Origin of the sequence: Belliella pelovolcani, assembly GCF_900156785.1 — a bacterium.
Taxonomy (GTDB): Bacteria; Bacteroidota; Bacteroidia; order Cytophagales; family Cyclobacteriaceae; genus Belliella; species Belliella pelovolcani.
On record NZ_FTOP01000001.1, the window covers coordinates 31,235 to 49,081 of the forward strand.

The following is a 17,847-nucleotide window of genomic DNA, read 5'->3' on the forward strand; positions in this document are numbered from 1 at the left end:
TAACTTTTGGTTGTTAGTTTATATCAAAGTTTAAAGTGATTTATTTAGTTTGATTTGACTTTGGACATGATTTCAAATTGTTCTATACACAAATCCAAAGGACTTCCCATTCTATGCACGCATTCACAGAATTGGAATCCAATTTCCTCATTTTCTTTGTTGACAAACTGTTTTTTACAATCAGCTAGGGAGTTTCTAGGCATAATCTCAAAACTCCAGAGAAAGACCACTATTACCAAAGCAATGGTGATAATCACTCCGCTGAAAAAGTAGATTGGAAATTTTTTAGCTTCAGGAGTACAAAGCTTTGGTTTATTGGCTTTTGTGGAGATTAGGAGATATTTAACCCTATCAAAATTCCAACAAATCAGATAGCAGTTTGCCAATACCATCAATGTTGATGAAACCAAAGAACCTTCAAACCTCACAGCCAAGGACAAAATCCAGATATTGACTATGATAGAAAGATAGATCAATGCACCTATCAAGACTGTCCTGTTCCAAAGTAATAGCAAAGCCGCCACAACTTGTGCAATACCAATAAATGTGTAGTAATAGCCAGTATGATGCAGCGCTTCCAAATATGCCCCCATTGGATGAACTTCGGACAAACCGCTAGCAAATCTCTCACCCATTATCTTTACCATGCCAGCTATAAAAAATCCTAATGCAAGGGTAACTCGGCAGAAAATATAAAAATATTTATGCCATCGGTTAGCTTGAACACGCAAATGTATTTGCTCAATATCAAATATTGGATTGATCATGATAGGCTAAGTTTGACAGTTATTAATCCCAATGACCTGTAATCGAAAATGCCAAAACTGCACTGATCCAAAGAATTACAAAATAGAATAGCGTACTAAAAATTACAGCGATCAGCTTACGGTTTCCTTTCGGAAACCATTGGAAACCCATCAGATAGAAAAACAGCCCTCCAAAAGCTCCCCCTGCTGGGATGATGGTGAGCGGAAATAGCATCCATGTTTCAAAAACGTCTTCTTTGGTCAGAATGATAATTGCCAAAATTGCGAATGGCAAGAAAGCTCCCAATAGCGCTGCTAGCACGAGATTTTTAGATTTTATCTCTTTAGAGAATTGTTGATTTTCCATATTCTATTTAGTCTAAAGTACTTTGTTTTTCAAAGTATATTTTTAATTTTTTTTACTCTTTATTTTGGTTAATTAAATTTTCAAGATAATCGAGATGTCTTTGAAAGGCTTCCCTTCCTGCTGGAGTAGCACTATAGTTACTTTGTGGCTTACGTCCGACAAATGACTTTTCGACCACCACATAACCTTGCTTCTCCAAAGTTCGCAAGTGTGAAGAAAGATTACCATCAGTTACCTCCATCAATTCCTTGAAGCCATTGAAATCATATTGCTCATTGGCCATCAAGACAGACATCACACGTAGCCTGACAATATTCTCAAAAGCTTTGTCAAAATTTCCTTTCACCTTATCGCTCGTATTTGTAATACATCATCGTTCCATAGATCACATGAAGTACGCCAAACCCTGCTGCCCAACAAAGCAAGCCATAAGCTGGAAAGTAAGCCGCAATCAAACCCAAGATCAATTGCCCAAATCCAAGATTATTGATCTCGTTTAAGGTATAATGTGATGCACTGATCAACCCTAATCCATAAAAAATCAATGTAGTAGCAGCGATCAAATCAAACTGCCCTTCGTGCAAGAGTGCAAATGCAAAAAGTCCCCCACTGATCACAGGGACAAACAAAGCTTTCATAAAACGCTTGCTGGCGGAACTCCAAAATTGACTAGCTGTCTTAGCGCTCCTTTTTTGGCTGAGTAAACCTGCTGTTCCTATCGCCAGGATCAATACTGCTAATGCTACAATTAAAAGTCTTTGAAAAATCACACTTGAATCCAAAACTTCCACTCCATCGCCCCATGAAGATGACGGGAAATAAATCCAATAATAAGCTAGCCCTGCGCCAATAAAGGCATAGATTCCAGCCAATACCCCAGACAAACCACTCAATGATAAAAAGCGAGTACTCCGCTCCATCATCGCTTTGATTTCAGCCAACTCTTGTTCAGGTTTTTTCATTATTTATAAAGTACTTTGAATTACAAAGTAAATGAAAAGATTTGAATGTGTGAGATTTTATTTTGATTTATTTTTGAAACTCTTATAGGTGTAGTTTGCAACTACACTTGAATATCTTAGGCAAGTAGGTTTATTTTAGAGTGGAATTACAAATTCCTTGTATAGAAAAGCATAGATGAAATCTCACGCTTAGGGTCATCTAGGTGTAGTTTGCAACTACACCTGAATATCTTTAGCGAATGAATTTGGCTTATTTTAAAATGGAACTACAAATTCCAAGAATACTAAAGCATAGATGCAATCAATGCTTATGATCACTTTTGAAACACAAAACAAAAACTCCCTTACTTCTTCCTTTCAATAGTATATCTTACCAATCCTTCTAGAGAAGTTTTGTATTCGGAATCAGGGAATTCATTGAGCAATGCGAGAGCTTCTTCAAAATATGTATTCATAACCTGATTGGCATAGTCAAGTCCCCCTGATTTTTTAACAAAATCTATGACTTCATTGACCGCTTTCTTGTCTTCATTCTTGTTTCGAATCATATAAATGATCCTTTTCTTGTCAAACCATGAAGCATTGTTCAAAGCGTAGATAAGAGGTAGGGTCATTTTCTTTTCTTTGATATCAATCCCCACTGGTTTGCCTATTTCATCTTCACCATAATCAAAAAGGTCATCTTTGATTTGGAAAGCCATCCCAACTTTCTCTCCGAAGTCACGCATCTTCTCCACCAAAGCAGGAGACGCACCAGAAGTAGCAGCACCTACAGCACAACAAGAAGCGATCAAACTAGCAGTTTTCTGACGAATAATGGTGTAATATACTTCTTCGGTGATATCAAGCTTCCTAGCTTTAGCGATCTGTAGCAATTCCCCCTCGGACATCTCTCTGACTGCATGTGAGACGATTCGGAGCAATTCGAAATCACCATTATCCACACTGAGTAATAAGCCCCGAGACAAAAGATAATCACCTACCAAAACAGCGATTTTGTTCTTCCAAAGCGCATTCACAGAAAAGAATCCGCGACGATAATTGGCATCATCTACAACATCATCATGAACCAGTGTAGCAGTATGCAGTAGTTCAATCAAAGCTGCTCCTCTGTAGGTAGATTCGGCGATTTGGCCACTTACCCCAGCAGTCAAAAAAACAAACATGGGACGCATTTGCTTTCCCTTCCTCTTTACAATGTAATTGGTGATATGATCGAGTAGCTTGACCTTACTTTTCATAAAGTCACGGAATTTCTTCTCGAACTCCACCATTTCGGTGGCTATGGGTGCTTGTATATGCTTGAGGTCGGGCTTCATGGCTCTTAGAAGGTGCAATAATACAACGGATTCCAGTTGAGACAAAACCGTTGTTCTAATAATTCCTTATTGAAACAGGTTTAGAGAAAAAACGTTTGCCAAATAAAGCCCATTCAAATCAATTTCGTCAGTTTCAAAAGATAAAAAAACATTCGAAAGGCTAAATCCCGATAGCCTCTCCAATCTTTCAATTTTTGTTATCTTTGTTTTTGTCTTAAACCCGAATCCCTTGACTGACGACTATATCAAACATAAATACGACCCCATCCTTCCCCAAAAGGATGAATGGCCTGTGGTAAAATTGAGCAAAAGCAGGAAGGAGTTTGTGAAAAAAGTGGCCGAAGCTGCTAAAAAGAGAATTTTGGAGCAAATTGGGGGTAAAATGGAGGTTTTGAAAGAAGAATTAGAAACCACCCACTACAGAGAAAAGCTCCGCATCAAGCAAAATCCATGGGCTGTCGACCCAGATGATGATTACGAATTTTGGAACAAAGTCAAATCAGCACTGGTGCATCTTAGCGCAGACAGCACGCTCAACAAGACTGAAAAAAAGAAAAAATACACGGAGATTTTAGATGACATCACCATGCGCTATGCAGAAGAGATCGCTAGTAATTTCCAACATACACACTACAAGGTCACCAGGTCCATTGTGACCACTGGATTTGCGAGGCTTTTGAATGCCGCTAGGGTAAAGGGGTTCAAGAGACTTTTTAGTAATCAGTACACCCTTCAAGACAAAATCCAAATCATTGGGGAGACAGAGCAATTGAGAGATTTAGCCTCAAAGGGTACAATTATCATGGTTCCTACGCACTTTTCTAATCTGGACTCCATTCTGATTGGCTGGATAATTTCAGTCTTGGGCTTACCTCCTTTTATCTATGGGGCAGGATTGAACCTTTTTAATATTGAGATTTTCGCCTATTTCATGAATTCATTGGGTGCTTATAAGGTAGATCGAAGAAAAAAGAACCTTGTCTATATAGAAACACTCAAAACATACAGTTCAGAAGCTATACAGTTTGGTGTTCACAGTTTGTTTTTTCCTGGAGGGACTAGGTCTCGCAGTGGAAAAATCGAATCCAAACTCAAACTTGGCCTCCTGAGTACAGCTGTAGAAGCCCAAAGAGCAAATTACCAAAAGGGCATGAATGATATAAGTGGTAAAGTATTTATCGTCCCGGTGACAATCAATTACCATTTTGTACTAGAGGCACCTAGCTTGATCAAAGAACACTTGAGCATCACTGGACAAGAACGCTACTATCAAGAAGCCGATGAATTCTCTACCTCTTTGAAGATTTCTAAGTTTCTAGTCAAGTTCTTTACCAAAGGATCTGATATATCTGTCTCCGTAGGTAAAGCCATGGATGTACTCGGCCACTATGTGGACCAAGATGGCAATAGTATGGACAAAAATGGAAGAGTCATAGACACCAGAGACTATTTCATGTCCAACGGAAAAATTAATGTAGATACGCAAAGAGAAGAGGAGTACACTAACAGACTAGGTGAGCGGATCGTTCAGGAGTTTCACATCATCAATCGTGTATTTAGTTCTCATCTGGTGGCTTTTACTGCATTTCAACTGATCAAGGGGGAAAATAAAAAAATGGACTTGTTCAATTTGCTGAGACTCCCTGAAGAAGATATTATCATTCCGTACGAGACCTTCAAGTCAGCTTGCCAACGTGTACTTGATAAAATCTTTGAACTGAAAGAAAAAGGTAAAGTTCATGTCGCACCACACTTACGTCAAGATATGGATCGAATTATCGCCCATGGTCTTGACAATGTAGGCATGTATCATGCAAAAAGACCGCTAGTGCAAGACAAAGATGGGAACATCATCACAGAAGACTTAAACCTACTTTATTTTTACCACAACAGACTGGATGGATATGACCTCGAAAAACTCATCTAAAAATAAATCGATAGGCGTAGTAGGCATGGGAAGCTTTGGAACAGCCATTGCCAATATTCTTGCTTCCAAAAATCCTGTGATCGCTTATGCCAGGAGGGCTGAGTTAGTCACCGAAATCAACGATAAGCATAGCGTAGACGGTAATCCAATCCATGAAAATATACTGGCAACCCAAGACCCGGAATTATTATGTCAATCCTGTGATGTGATTTTTTTTATGGTTCCATCCAGTGCTTTCATGGACGTGACAAGGTTATTCTCCCCTTTCCTCTACCCTTATCACATGATCATCCATGGTACAAAAGGCTTGTGTTTGAACCTTCCAAAAGGCAAAAAACTTGAAGATCTTCCAGATATAAGGAGAGAAAATATCTTGACCATGTCTGAAGTAATCCTCAAAGAAACTGTCGTGGTCAGGGTAGGATGTCTAGCAGGGCCAAATCTCGCCAAAGAACTTTCAGCAGGATTACCTGCCGCCACCGTAGTAGCGAGTAAGTTCAACGAGGTAATATTACAAGGACAAAACCTACTTAGATCAGATAAATTTCAAGTCTACGGGAATTCCGATATTATTGGCGTTGAGTTAAGTGGGGTTTTGAAAAACATCATTGCCATTGCTGCTGGCGCCTTAGCGGGTCTAGGGCTTGGGGAGAATGCCAAAGGATTGCTGATCTCCAGGGGTATGGTAGAACTAATTTACATGGGCAATGCACTTGGAGGGAGCTTAAAATCTTTTATTGGATTGGCCGGAATTGGAGACTTAGTGACCACCTGCAATTCAACATTGTCCAGAAATTACACAGTAGGCTACCGTCTTGCCAAAGGAGAAACGCTAGAGCAAATACAAGCAACTATGGAAGAGGTCGCAGAAGGAATCAATACTGTCAAACTGATGAAAAACTTTATGGAAAGCACAAAAAATAGAGCTCCTATCACAGAGAATCTATACAAGGTACTTTTCGAAGATCTGACCATCGAGGAGGCTGTACAATACCTGATGAAATATCCATTTAATGTGGATGTAGACTTTTTATAATGTCGTATCAACCATAATTGGATTTTGATTTGGAAATGGGAGATTTTTTAAGCTGATTGGAAGTTAAACCCAATTAGCTTAACCCATTTTGGAAAATAAACGCTCACTCAAAAGAGGGATTCAGAGATGGGACCTCGTATTTCTGATCATCAACTCAGTCATTGGTGCTGGCATCTTTGCACTTCCAGCAAAAGTTTTTGCCCTATCAGGCGTGTACTCTATTGCTGCATTTTTGGTTTGCGCACTGGTCATGATGGTCTTAATCCTCGTTTTTGCAGAAGTAAGCTCAAGATTTGAGCGTACGGGTGGGCCATACCTATATGTACACCAAGCATTTGGTCCGCTTCCAGCTTTTATTATTGGATGGCTGCTGATGTTGACAAGGCTCTTCAGCTATGCCACGCTGATCAACTTGATGGTCTTGTACCTCTCCTTCTTCTCTGAAGCATTCAACGAACCAACCATAAGAATACTGATCATCTTATCCATCACAGGATTGATCACATACTTCAATTGGATTGGGGTAAAAAATACAGCTCGAGTGAGTAACTTTCTCACCGTTGCCAAGCTGTTTCCCTTAGCAGTTTTTATCCTAGTCGGCTTGTTTTTTATTGATTTCAATAATTTCCAAAGTGGCGAATTACCAAGTCTTGCAGACTTTTCTGCCTCTACATTGCTATTGATTTTTGCTTTTGGAGGTTTTGAGGCAGGACTAGTCAATAGTGGAGAAATCGTAGAGCCCAAGAAAAATCTACCTTTTGGACTTATAACTGCAGCAGCAGTGATTGCAGGCTTTTATGTTTTGATCCAATTTGTCTCAATTGGTACTTTGCCAGACTTGGCCAATTCGGACAAACCACTAGCTGATGCCGCAACTGGTTTTATGGGTTGGTGGGGAGGTATGTTTATCACCATAGGTGCGGTAGTTTCTATCATGGGGACATTGAATGTTCAAATCCTAAGCGGTTCGAGGTTACCCTTTGCACTCAGTGAAGAAAATCAACTGCCAAGGTTCTTTGGTAAGATCCATCCAAAATTCTCCACGCCTTGGGTCTCTATACTTTTCTTTGCCAGTCTAGTAGCTTTTGTGGCGATATTCTGGGGCTTTATGAATTCTTTGGCCGTATCGGTGATCTCACGATTGGTCTTATATGCACTAGTCTGTGCATCCTTGATCAAACTGAGAAAAAGCGAGCCCAAAAGCAACAATTTCTTCAAAATACCATTTGGTAATTACTTTGCAATTGCTGGCATATTACTGACAATTTGGCTACTCTCAGGAACACGGTCAGAAGAAATTATAGATACACTCATCTGGACTGGTGGTGGATTATTGATTTTTGGGATACATCATTTCTCAAATGTGAAGAATTTGAATTAGAACTCCCTAATTGGATTCACATTAAAAGCTCAGTTGACCAGAGCGTACAAAAAAATTTAGAAATAGATTTAGATATTGGGAAAGCTAGCGCTATTGCTCTTGAATCAGAAAACCCTCTATTAATCATAGACGAACTTAAAGGGAGAAAAACATCAGTCAAACTAAGCTACCCCTAATCTATATTCTTTTGTTTTTCCAATATATGCCCTACTATATGCTCCGCGTGAACAATAGAATTCTCTATAAAAAACTCTCTGGTATTCAATCCTCCACAAACTACTCCAGCCAAGTACACGCCCGGAATATTTGATTCCTGATTGGTCTGATCGTAGCAAGGCTGGCGCTTTTCGTCTAAGGTCAAAGCTATGCCCAGTTGATCTAGCAAGGCAAAATTGGGGACGTAACCAGTCATCGCCAAAACAAAGTCGTTCTCAACTGTCGCCACCCCATCTGGCGTCTGGATGATCACCTCATGCGCTTTAATTTCCTTGACCAATGAATTGGTAAAAGCCTTGATACTTCCTTCCTTGATCCGATTTTCGATATCGGGCTTGACCCAATATTTCACATTGGGATCCACACCATCTCCCTTGAGTACCATGGTTACTTCGGCTCCTTTTCTCCAAGTCTCTAGCGCAACATCCACTGCTGAGTTGCCACCGCCTACGACGATAATTTTCTGCCCAATGTAAGGCCAAGGCTCCTTGTAATAATGACTTACTTTTGGAAGATCTTCCCCAGGCACATTCATCAGGTTGGGAAGATCATAAAAACCCGTTGCCAAAATAATATTGCTAGCAAGGTATGTTGCTTTAGATGTCTTGATTTCAAAAATATCCTTCTCCTTTTTCATGGCCTCCACTTTTTCGTAGAGGTTTACTTTGAGTTTCCATTTGGCCGCAACACGCCTGTAATACTCTAGCGCCTCAGTTCTTGTGGGTTTGTGGGCAACTGACATAAATGGAACCTCTCCCATTTCTAATTTTTCTGAAGTGGAAAAGAAAGTCATATTCAGAGGATAGTTGTATAGTGAATTAGTCAATACACCTTTCTCAACGATGACATAATTCAGATTGGACTTTTCACATTCAATTCCACATGCCAAGCCTATAGGCCCTCCTCCAATGATGAATACATCTAAAACTTTCATGACTATAATTATCTTTGCTGTAAGATGGAATACCTTTGAAAACCATGGACTTGATTACACCTTTATCTCCAAGGCAGTACCTTACTCATTTATTTTTTATCAAGTATAAAACAGCCCAAATCACTTACTGTTTATTTCTCAATTTGAAAATCTATTTGCGTGTCAAAATATGAATCTTTCAATTGCTCAAAAGATCTTTCTAATATTTCAACATAGCCAGAATGCTCCCATCTCAACACAGTAGAATTCACAGTACCATAATAATCATCAATTCTTATAAACTGTGCCGAAAGATGCTTTTCCTGATACAAAGTAGCCCCAGTGTCTGGAAGTAACTCTTCCGGATCTTGCTTCCTCGAGTGGATAGCGTCAAAATATGCCTCTAGTCTTGATTCACCGTTTTCTATGATTTCCGAAAACTTATCCTTGGCTCTATTCAGCTTTGTCCAAGGCGTATCCAAAAGAGCATTGCTTAATCCATAAATCCCAGGACTAATCTCTTCTATTCCCTCTTTGTAATTAGATAGATAAAACATAGACTCCCCGTCGCTGACAAGCAGATTAAATCCTTCATACCTATCTTTCTCTTCATTGATGGCTTGAAGGTATTCATAAGGATGCATGTCTCCTTCGAGGAAGTTTTTGACCAAATCGCCCCTGGTCTTCGGGTCCTTCTTGGGATTTTTCAAGTCTCGGTAATTCGTCAAGGTAGCAAACCTCCCATTGGGATGAATTCCAAGCCAAGTCCCCCCTGCTTTCAAATCTTTACCCGCATAGAAGCCTGCTTCCCATTGTTGTATGGGCGCGGAGGGTCGCTCAAAGAATTCGTCTCTATTTCCTACCAAGACGAGTTTATAGGCTGGGTGATTTTTCCAGCTAAATGCTATCAAACACATAAGCGCAAAATAGAAAAAAGGCCAGAAAGTCTGGCCTTCAATGATAGATTATATCGATTTTGAAACCGTTAATTTAGGGTAATCTGTAAAACCTTTCTCGCCTGGGGTATAAAATGTATCAGTATCCCAGTCTGCTAGTGGAGCATTTTCAGCAAATCTTTCGACAAGATCAGGGTTTGATATAAAAGGTTTGCCATAGGCCACTGCGTCAGCCAATCCTTCTAAGATATATTGATTTCCTCTTTCTTGGTCGAAACTAGCATTGATGATCAATGTGCCTTTGTATACTGGCCTATACCTGTGTGCAATCTGAGTAACCGCATGGGGTATATCAGACACATCATTGAATGGCTCAGATAAGTGGAGATAAGAAAGTTTATAATCATTCAACTTCTCAATGATATAGTCAAAAGTTGGAATGGTCTCCTCATCCATGGTCATTCCAAAAATCCCATGCAAAGATGGATTGAGCCTAACACCTATACGATCTTCCGGCATGACTTCCTTGATCGCATCGATCACTTCAAATAGAATCTTTGCTCTATTTTCAATGCTACCGCCGTATTCATCTGTTCGGATATTGGAAGTCCTATTGAAGAATTGGTGAAGTAGGTACCCATTGGAAGAATGGATTTCTACACCATCAAATCCCGCTTCCATGGCATTCTTTGCAGCCTTTTGATAATCTAGTATAGTCTGCTTGATCTCTTCGATTGTCATTTCTTTAGGTGTCACTGTCTCTTTGAAGCCTTGTGGTGTAAATGACTTAGAATGTGGGTTGATAGCTGATGGAGCATGAGGAAGTTCACCTCCATGAAAGTCAGGATGTGACATTCTTCCAACATGCCATAGCTGAATGAAAATCTTCCCTCCTTCTTCATGGACAGCTTGGGTGACCTTTTTCCAGCCTTCCACTTGTGCCGCTGTATGAATCCCCGGTGTATTGATATATCCTACTGCCTTGGTGGATATCTGTGAACCCTCCGAAATAATCAAACCTGCAGAAGCTCTTTGACGATAATACTCCACATGGATATCAAATGGAGTTTTTTCAGGATTGTTTGCCCTGCTACGGGTCATAGGCGCCATCACTACACGGTTATTCAATTCGATTGGACCTAATTGTAATTTCTCTAAAAGTGGTTGCTTATTCATTCTCAATAGTTGGTTTACTTTATTTAATGTCTATACAACTATTGTGAAGCAAGCTTCGTTCCAAGAGTCCGATTTACAAATAGAAACCAAGGTCTAAGTACTTATTTTTGTGATAATTAATTTAAATACGAAAATAATCGTATAAAAACTTGGTTGTGAATTTACTTCTAATAACTTTGTACGAAGATAATCGTATATCAGTAATATGAAAGCAAAACCAACTGAGTCAGAATTAGAAATCCTTCAGGTCATTTGGCAAAAAGGAAAAGCTACGGTGAGAGAAGTTCATGAAGCGCTATCCATCAGCAAGGATACTGGCTACACCACTACCTTAAAGCAGATGCAGATCATGCATACAAAAGGACTCCTGAATAGAAATGAAGACAGTCGTACTCATATCTATTCGGCTGGAATAAATGAAAAAGATACTCAAAACAGCTTATTGAAAAATTTTGTAGCCACTGCCTTTGGTGGTTCTTCTAAAAACTTGGTAATGCAGGCCTTGGGCCAAGGCACTCCTTCTAAAGAGGAGTTGGATGAAATTCGCGCTTTTTTAGATCAAATAGAAAATGAAAAATAATGGAATGGATGAATCAATGGATACCTAATGGCTATCTATATGCATTAGGATGGATGCTTGTGCATTCACTTTGGCAGATCGCTGGACTGGGTTTAGTGTTGTGGCTACTGCTGAAATTCTTTAAAGATCGCTCAGCAGCTTTCAAATATCATCTGGGTACATTTACGTTACTTTTAATGCTTGCCGGCAGCATAACTACAGCTGTCATTTCTTTTGAAAAGTACACACCTTCTCCAGAAACATTAAATTCAAATATTGAACCCCAACTAGATTTGACTTATCCCATTGAGCCCTTTGAAATAATGGCTCATCTTGGAAATGATACACCTCAGGTGTCTATTTACAGCTCCATAGAAAAGAGAATACCAATTTTGGTTAACCTCTGGCTGGTCGGTGCAATACTATTTTTGATCAAATTTGGAGGATCAATAATTGATCTTGGCAGATTATACAAAAGTCCTAAAAATCCAATTGGAGCAGCATGGCAAGAGATTCTAAACAGTTGTTCTAAGAAACTTGGGATCAAAAATAGGATCGGATTATTTGAAAGTAGTTTTGTCAATACACCTTTGACATTTGGGTTGATCAAGCCAGTCATCTTGATTCCAGCGGGCTTGATTTTCCAGCTAACACCAAGTCAGCTAGAGGCCATTATTGCCCACGAGTTAGCCCATATCAAAAGGCAAGATTTTTTGGTGAACTTCATTCAGTCAGCCTTAGAAGTTATCTTCTTCTTTCATCCTGTATTCTGGTGGATCAATGGTGTCATCCGAACAGAGCGAGAGCATGCTTGTGATGACATTGCCATCAACCTAGGTACAAACCCTAAAGATCTTGCCAATGCATTGGCCATCAGCACCAATTATAGCATGGAAATAGCTCCCGAGCTCACCCTCGCTGCTTCATCCAGCAAAAATCCCACGCTCAATCGCATCCGAAGGATCATGGGGCTCAACCCCACTTCTAACAAAACATCAACTTTAACCAGCTATACCATGATGATCACATTAATTTTAGGCGCCACTTTGATTTTTGGTGCACATGCAGACAAACCGATTGAATCAAGCACAGCTCAATTACTTACACAAGTTCAAAGTGAAGTCCAACTTTCTGACGATTTTTGGCAAAATTTCGAAATCAATGAAGATTTTGCAGTGCAATACGAGCAGCGAGTACCTGAAGCCTTGAAAAAAGAAATGGCAGAGATGCTAGTTCCTGTTGGAGAGGCTTTGGTTCATTTGAAAAATTCTCTGGCAACTCTTCAAAGAAAGACTAAATCCTATGATTTTGAGGTAACTATTTTTGATGAAAATGAAAAAGTTATCGCATTAGAAGATCTATCAAATGACATCAAAAATGACTTGAAGGCGAGCTTTGACAATATTGAGGCCAGTGGAGATAAAATTCATTTTTGGTCCAATCTAGTTTTACAAAATCAAGACTCAATCAGATTGAAAAAGCCTGTAAGCTCAGTCTTTATGAGTGATTCAACACTTATTAAAAAAATCAATAGCGATGGGTTATTAATTCAAGATAGTGGTAAACAAACTGTTAAAATCAAGGGAGTCAGTGGGGTTACTGGAATTAACCCCATAAATATAAAATTTAACGAAAGCCAATCTACTGTAGCACCAAATGCTAGGATGGGTGTAAGGTCCATAAGAGGGGTAAGTGCTTATCAATTTCAGCCCATTCAATTTGCAGCCACCAAAGATCAAAGTGAAGCTAAACTTCAACAAGCCAAAGATGAGCAAGAAATGAATCTAGCCTCAGTCAATCTTCAACGAGAATCTATGATTGCGGAAGCTAAACTCAAACAGGAAATCATGATCAGTGAAGCAAAGCTAAAACAAGAGATGGCGATCGCTGAAGCTAAGCTCAATCACGAAATGAAGGTCAATGAGGCAAAATTGAACGCTGAGATTACCAAGCAAAATACTAATCTTGCTACCACTAATTCAAGATCAGTTAGAGTCAATCAAAATAATTTGGCTAAAGTCAGTGGAAGAGTCCAGAAGGATTCTGCGGATTTGATCAAACAATTGAGATTAGCAGTAGAGAAACTTCAAAAATCAAATTCAGAGGAAGAGAAAGCAGCGGCGCTCAAAAAAATTACCGAAATCACTATTTACCTAGATGAATATAATGTAGGAAGGGTTCAACCTCCAATGGAAGTAGGTTCGGAAGCTCACAATCGCCTGTTGCTTGGACCTGCATACTCCACTTCTCCAAATTATTTTGAATCAAGGAAATTGACAGAAGCTGAGCAAAAAGAAAAGAAAGAACTAGAAGAAGCATACACAAAGGAGTTTGAAAAGTACCGTAAAGAATTTGAGGTGTTTATGAAAGAATACCAAACTCAACTCAATGCTTGGCAAAAAGAGCAGGAGCCACTTATGAAAGCTTATCAAGAAAAGATGGCAAAACTCGAAGAGGAAGCCAAGCCCATGATGGAAGAGTTTCAGCAAAAGATGAATCAATGGATGAAAGAAAATGAAGGCAAATTCAAGCTTTATCAAGACAGGATGACTGAGTTACAAAAAGAATATGCCATCAAAATGAAAGAGCTTGAAGCTAGACCAAAAAACTGATCTAATAAATACCTCTGAAAATCCATTCCCGCTGCTTGGACTTTCATAGCCGATAAAACTCTAAGCTTCTCCACGATAGACAAGCATGATTTTGTTAATCGAATTTATCAAATTAAAATTATTTATGTTAATCATACTTAACATTATTGACTATACATTGAAAATCATAAATAACATTAATTTTAAAATAAGCGATTTTCATCATCATCCGTGAATAAAATTACGACAAGTTATCTATAGTCGTGATCGGAATATCTTTTCGATTCAATTTCTGCAAAGGCTGTATGGCAGACTTAGGATAAGTGTATCCTTCTTCTTTCAAAGACCACAGCAATGGAGCAAGATTCTGTACCGCAGCCTTACAGCCTTGCACAATCGCTCCTAGATTACCCGTTTGCTTTGAAAGCTTGGCTTCGTTTTCAATTTCGAATGGTCCAGAAAAACCCTTATCTCTTAATGCATCGACAAATTTCCTCCAATCTATTGAGTCTCCCAATCCAAATCCTGGAAGTGTAGCTTCATAATGATGCCTGTCCCATTCATTGGTACTAGATGGAACACCTGCCATTTCAGCCCATTCAGCTTTTACTTTTTGCATGGGATACATATTCCCCCAAAAGGGGTCAGAAACATTTCTAGTCGATTTGACATGGATTCTTTTTAGTCTTGACAAATCTGTATGCTTGATGACTTCAACAGGGTCGGTATTTTGCCAAATATCATGCGATGGATCGTAGATTTCTCCATGGGCAGGGCTTGGAATCAGCTCGTACATGATTTTTCTAGCCGCCAAAACACCTGTAAGATTATTAAAGGTAGAAGTGTATCCAGAAGAGCGCCAACCTTCCATCGGGCAATTTTCATAGAGTACTGTCACACCCAAATCTTCCGCATACTTGATGATGGGAGTAAAGACTCTTTGATACTCCTCTAAATTTTTCTCAAACCCATTTTCCTGAATCCCCAATTCATGATTATAACCTACAAAAGTCCCAACTATCACATCATTTTCATCTCCACCTAATAAATAGGCCATCCTTATCAGCTTCAGCAAGTGATTCTGGTTAAGCTTCCTATGAGCAGCGTCACCACCTATCAAATTATCAAAAGCACCGAGAGAAAGTCTGAGGTTAGCGGTATTGAATTGATCGATTAGCTTTTTTGATTCCTCCAGACCAAAATGATCATAATCCAAATGGGTAGCTACAAAATCATCCCGGGTTCCATCTTTCCTGAATACACAAAGATCCAAGCCTTGCACGCCTATTTCATGCGCTTTCTCAATGACAGCCTCCAAGCCAAGCTGATCAAATGCCGAGGTCATGATCCAAATCTGATTATCCATAAGTCATTATTTTAGTAAAGCCTAAGATAGTATTTAAAGAGAAGCTTTCTGAGGAAAACTTGATTGATGGAATACCATTTGCGGAATTCAAAAAACAATTCACCTGAAAATTGATTAAATTTGTATTCAAACCAACTGAAACATGATGAAAATTCGTAAAAACTTATCTTTTATTTTAGGTGCTCTTATCCTATTTGGGTTGGCATCTTGCTCAGAACCTAATGAAAACGGGGCTATCCAAGAAAACGATCCTTTTGCAGTAGTATCAGAGAAAATGACCTTCTCCGTAGATACACTGTTCACGGATTTTGAAAATCCTTGGGGCATGACTTGGCTTCCTGATGGAAGGATGCTTGTCACCGAGAGAAAAGGCGAAATTCTCGTCTTCAAGGATGATAAATTCACTGGCGAAAAGCTTACAGGCGTACCAGCTGTGCATGAAGTCAATCAAGCAGGTCTCTTAGATATAGCAATTCACCCTGATTATGCCAATAATGGATGGATTTATTTAGCCTATGCCAAAGACATGGGTGAAGGCGGTGTTTTGGTAATTTCTCGTGCAAAGCTTCAAGGCAATGCCTTGGTAGATTTAGAAGAACTTATTGTAAATATGCCTGAATGGAAAGGAGGAAGACACTTCGGGACCCGTATCGTTTTTGACAAAGACAATTACCTTTACTACTCTAATGGGGACAAAGGAAGTAGACCACAGAATGCACAAGAACTTGATAATGCACATGGCAAAATCCATAGAATCCATGATGATGGTAGCATCCCAAGTGACAATCCTTTTGTAGACGTGGAAGGTGCAGTGACTTCAATCTGGACTTATGGTAATAGAAACCCACAGGGAATCATCTATGATGCAGAAAATGATAGATTATGGTCAGTAGAACATGGGCCAAAAGGCGGTGATGAGCTAAACCTCATAGAAAAAGGCAAAAATTATGGTTGGCCAGAGATCACCTATGGCATTGACTATGATGGATCAATCATCACTGAGGATACAGAAAAAGAAGGAATGGAACAACCTATAACCTACTGGGTTCCCTCTATTGCGACTTGTGGAATGACTTTGGTCACATCAGACAAATATCCAGCTTGGAAAGGAAATATTCTTGTAGCAGGTCTTGCAGGTCAGCAAGTAGCAAGAGTTGAATTGGATGGGACATCCTATGTGGGGGAAGAGAAATTACTAGATGGTATCGGCAGAGTGAGACAAGTCTCTCAAAGCCCTGATGGATTCATATATGTCATCACTGAAGCTACTGGACTGATGGTGAAATTGATTCCAAGAAATTAAAAAACATGATTATCTGCTTTCTTACCAGTGGAACTTTAAGAGTAGTATAAACCGATGATTTCAAGCCAATATCAATAAATAACTTGTCCGCCGAGGCGGATCCAATATCTATTAATATCGGGTTAATCTGGGTTCTTATTTAACTTAGTTAGTGGTATACTTGCAGATATACATATTAAGATATTCAATCTACTTAAAAATCCCGCTCGAAAAAGCGGGATTTTTTCACTTCTGATACCAAAAATCGAGCGGATTCGACATCGTAAAATTAAAACCAGTAGCTAATATTTTATCAGCAGAGATCTCCTTCCATGGATTTTTATCAGGTTCTTGATATGAAACAGGAGGATCAAAACCTAGATCTGCCGCATTCTTTTCGTACACTTCTTTCCTTTTTGGATGCAATGGAGCAACACCATTGTAGGTCTCATTCCAAAGTCCCTTTTCGATGATCCAGATCATCAGATCAACAGCATCATCCCTGTGTATATAATTGACAGGAGAATCTCCTACGACTTGTTCCTTACCTGAAAAATATCTCCCTGGAATACGATCAACTCCCAATAAGCCTCCAAATCTCACAATAGTCAAATCATAAGTTTTGTCCTGACCTAAAATTCGCTCTGCTTCAAAAAGAGCAGGATTTCCTGTGCTTCCCTTCGTTAATTTATCAGACTCTCTCGCTACCTGATTTTGATCAGGATAGACTGATGTAGCTGAGATGTAAATGATTTTGGGAACATTCCCAAGTTTGGCCAACTCCTTAAGATATTTGATTTGTTCTGGATGAAATGTCGGAGCAGCAGATTTTGTCCTCGGTGGCACATTGATAATCAAGACATCGGTATCAAAAATTGATTGAAAACCCAAACCCTCAGGGTGAGGATTCAAATTAAACAATACCGTATCTAGTCCATCTTGATTCAGTTTGGCTACTTTATCTTCAGAAGTAGCACTCCCTTGTACCTGATAGCCTTTAGCTAGAAGTTTTTCAGCTAATGGCTTTCCAAGCCACCCAAATCCTATAATTGAAATTTTCATGTAACTCAAATGTTAAAAACAAAAAACCCTCAAAAGAGGGTTTAAAAT

Annotated in this window: 16 protein-coding genes; 6 read left to right on the top strand and 10 right to left on the bottom strand. The window is 39.3% G+C overall.

Annotated elements, in window-relative coordinates; translation table 11 throughout:
- Positions 1–44 precede the first annotated feature (44 nt).
- The 5 genes from BW935_RS00160 to BW935_RS00180 all read right to left on the bottom strand — a co-directional run bounded on the left by BW935_RS00160 (position 45) and on the right by BW935_RS00180 (position 3,394).
- The gene (locus BW935_RS00160) at positions 45–767 is read right to left on the bottom strand and encodes a hypothetical protein (RefSeq protein ID WP_076497386.1); all 723 of its coding nucleotides are present in this window, start codon (positions 765–767) and stop codon (positions 45–47) included.
- A gap of 22 nt (positions 768–789) precedes the next feature.
- The gene (locus BW935_RS00165) at positions 790–1,113 is read right to left on the bottom strand and encodes a hypothetical protein (protein WP_076497389.1); all 324 of its coding nucleotides are present in this window, start codon (positions 1,111–1,113) and stop codon (positions 790–792) included.
- 52 nt (positions 1,114–1,165) lie between these two features.
- The gene (locus BW935_RS00170; RefSeq protein ID WP_076497391.1) at positions 1,166–1,459 is read right to left on the bottom strand and encodes a winged helix-turn-helix domain-containing protein; all 294 of its coding nucleotides are present in this window, start codon (positions 1,457–1,459) and stop codon (positions 1,166–1,168) included.
- 1 nt (position 1,460) lies between these two features.
- The gene (locus BW935_RS00175; protein ID WP_076497393.1) at positions 1,461–2,075 is read right to left on the bottom strand and encodes a hypothetical protein; all 615 of its coding nucleotides are present in this window, start codon (positions 2,073–2,075) and stop codon (positions 1,461–1,463) included.
- A 344-nt stretch (positions 2,076–2,419) separates the two neighbouring features.
- The gene (locus BW935_RS00180) at positions 2,420–3,394 is read right to left on the bottom strand and encodes a polyprenyl synthetase family protein (RefSeq protein WP_076497395.1); all 975 of its coding nucleotides are present in this window, start codon (positions 3,392–3,394) and stop codon (positions 2,420–2,422) included.
- A 229-nt stretch (positions 3,395–3,623) separates the two neighbouring features.
- Between BW935_RS00180 and BW935_RS00185 the strand changes: the two genes are divergently transcribed.
- The 3 genes from BW935_RS00185 to BW935_RS00195 all read left to right on the top strand — a co-directional run bounded on the left by BW935_RS00185 (position 3,624) and on the right by BW935_RS00195 (position 7,738).
- Positions 3,624–5,321, top strand: coding sequence for a 1-acyl-sn-glycerol-3-phosphate acyltransferase (locus BW935_RS00185; protein ID WP_076497397.1), 1,698 nt, complete (start codon positions 3,624–3,626; stop codon positions 5,319–5,321).
- Positions 5,299–6,357, top strand: coding sequence for an NAD(P)H-dependent glycerol-3-phosphate dehydrogenase (locus BW935_RS00190; protein WP_076498105.1), 1,059 nt, complete (start codon positions 5,299–5,301; stop codon positions 6,355–6,357). Before BW935_RS00185 ends, BW935_RS00190 begins: the two co-directional genes overlap by 23 nt.
- 88 nt (positions 6,358–6,445) lie before the next feature.
- Positions 6,446–7,738 (top strand): APC family permease, encoded by a 1,293-nt coding sequence (locus BW935_RS00195; protein WP_076497399.1) that lies wholly within the window; start codon positions 6,446–6,448, stop codon positions 7,736–7,738.
- A 172-nt stretch (positions 7,739–7,910) separates the two neighbouring features.
- Here BW935_RS00195 and BW935_RS00200 read toward each other — a convergent pair whose 3' ends face one another.
- The 3 genes from BW935_RS00200 to BW935_RS00210 form a co-directional block, all read right to left on the bottom strand.
- Positions 7,911–8,888, bottom strand: a complete 978-nt coding sequence (locus tag BW935_RS00200; protein ID WP_076497401.1) for a YpdA family putative bacillithiol disulfide reductase — start codon at positions 8,886–8,888, stop codon at positions 7,911–7,913.
- A 131-nt stretch (positions 8,889–9,019) separates the two neighbouring features.
- Positions 9,020–9,784, bottom strand: a complete 765-nt coding sequence (locus BW935_RS00205) for an NRDE family protein (RefSeq protein ID WP_076497403.1) — start codon at positions 9,782–9,784, stop codon at positions 9,020–9,022.
- Between the two features lie 48 nt (positions 9,785–9,832).
- Complete coding sequence (locus tag BW935_RS00210; protein ID WP_076497405.1) at positions 9,833–10,939, bottom strand: alkene reductase; 1,107 nt, start codon at positions 10,937–10,939, stop codon at positions 9,833–9,835.
- 205 nt (positions 10,940–11,144) lie between these two features.
- On the opposite strand from BW935_RS00210, the gene BW935_RS00215 reads away from it, so the two are divergent.
- The gene (locus tag BW935_RS00215; protein ID WP_076497407.1) at positions 11,145–11,519 is read left to right on the top strand and encodes a BlaI/MecI/CopY family transcriptional regulator; all 375 of its coding nucleotides are present in this window, start codon (positions 11,145–11,147) and stop codon (positions 11,517–11,519) included.
- Between the two features lie 8 nt (positions 11,520–11,527).
- Positions 11,528–14,110 carry a M56 family metallopeptidase gene (locus BW935_RS00220; RefSeq protein WP_175606614.1) on the top strand — a complete coding sequence of 861 codons (2,583 nt, stop codon included), beginning with the start codon at positions 11,528–11,530 and terminating at the stop codon, positions 14,108–14,110.
- A 220-nt stretch (positions 14,111–14,330) separates the two neighbouring features.
- On the opposite strand, the gene BW935_RS00225 is transcribed toward BW935_RS00220, so the two are convergent.
- Positions 14,331–15,455 (bottom strand): sugar phosphate isomerase/epimerase family protein, encoded by a 1,125-nt coding sequence (locus BW935_RS00225; RefSeq protein ID WP_076497411.1) that lies wholly within the window; start codon positions 15,453–15,455, stop codon positions 14,331–14,333.
- 145 nt (positions 15,456–15,600) lie between these two features.
- On the opposite strand from BW935_RS00225, the gene BW935_RS00230 reads away from it, so the two are divergent.
- Positions 15,601–16,758 carry a PQQ-dependent sugar dehydrogenase gene (locus tag BW935_RS00230; protein ID WP_076498108.1) on the top strand — a complete coding sequence of 386 codons (1,158 nt, stop codon included), beginning with the start codon at positions 15,601–15,603 and terminating at the stop codon, positions 16,756–16,758.
- Between the two features lie 225 nt (positions 16,759–16,983).
- Here the strand turns inward: BW935_RS00230 and BW935_RS00235 are convergent, their stop codons facing one another.
- Positions 16,984–17,799: an NAD(P)-binding domain-containing protein gene (locus BW935_RS00235; protein WP_076497412.1), complete on the bottom strand. Its 816-nt coding sequence runs from the start codon at positions 17,797–17,799 to the stop codon at positions 16,984–16,986.
- Between the last annotated feature and the right edge of the window lie 48 nt (positions 17,800–17,847).

Coding starts and splice junctions, on each gene's coding strand:
- BW935_RS00160 (WP_076497386.1), bottom strand. CDS start 767: ATGATCAATCCAATATTTGATATTGAGCAAATACATTTGCGTGTTCAA.
- BW935_RS00165 (WP_076497389.1), bottom strand. CDS start 1,113: ATGGAAAATCAACAATTCTCTAAAGAGATAAAATCTAAAAATCTCGTG.
- BW935_RS00175 (WP_076497393.1), bottom strand. CDS start 2,075: ATGAAAAAACCTGAACAAGAGTTGGCTGAAATCAAAGCGATGATGGAG.
- BW935_RS00180 (WP_076497395.1), bottom strand. CDS start 3,394: ATGAAGCCCGACCTCAAGCATATACAAGCACCCATAGCCACCGAAATG.
- BW935_RS00190 (WP_076498105.1), top strand. CDS start 5,299: ATGACCTCGAAAAACTCATCTAAAAATAAATCGATAGGCGTAGTAGGC.
- BW935_RS00200 (WP_076497401.1), bottom strand. CDS start 8,888: ATGAAAGTTTTAGATGTATTCATCATTGGAGGAGGGCCTATAGGCTTG.
- BW935_RS00205 (WP_076497403.1), bottom strand. CDS start 9,784: ATGTGTTTGATAGCATTTAGCTGGAAAAATCACCCAGCCTATAAACTC.
- BW935_RS00210 (WP_076497405.1), bottom strand. CDS start 10,939: ATGAATAAGCAACCACTTTTAGAGAAATTACAATTAGGTCCAATCGAA.
- BW935_RS00215 (WP_076497407.1), top strand. CDS start 11,145: ATGAAAGCAAAACCAACTGAGTCAGAATTAGAAATCCTTCAGGTCATT.
- BW935_RS00220 (WP_175606614.1), top strand. CDS start 11,528: ATGAATCAATGGATACCTAATGGCTATCTATATGCATTAGGATGGATG.
- BW935_RS00225 (WP_076497411.1), bottom strand. CDS start 15,455: ATGGATAATCAGATTTGGATCATGACCTCGGCATTTGATCAGCTTGGC.
- BW935_RS00230 (WP_076498108.1), top strand. CDS start 15,601: ATGAAAATTCGTAAAAACTTATCTTTTATTTTAGGTGCTCTTATCCTA.
- BW935_RS00235 (WP_076497412.1), bottom strand. CDS start 17,799: ATGAAAATTTCAATTATAGGATTTGGGTGGCTTGGAAAGCCATTAGCT.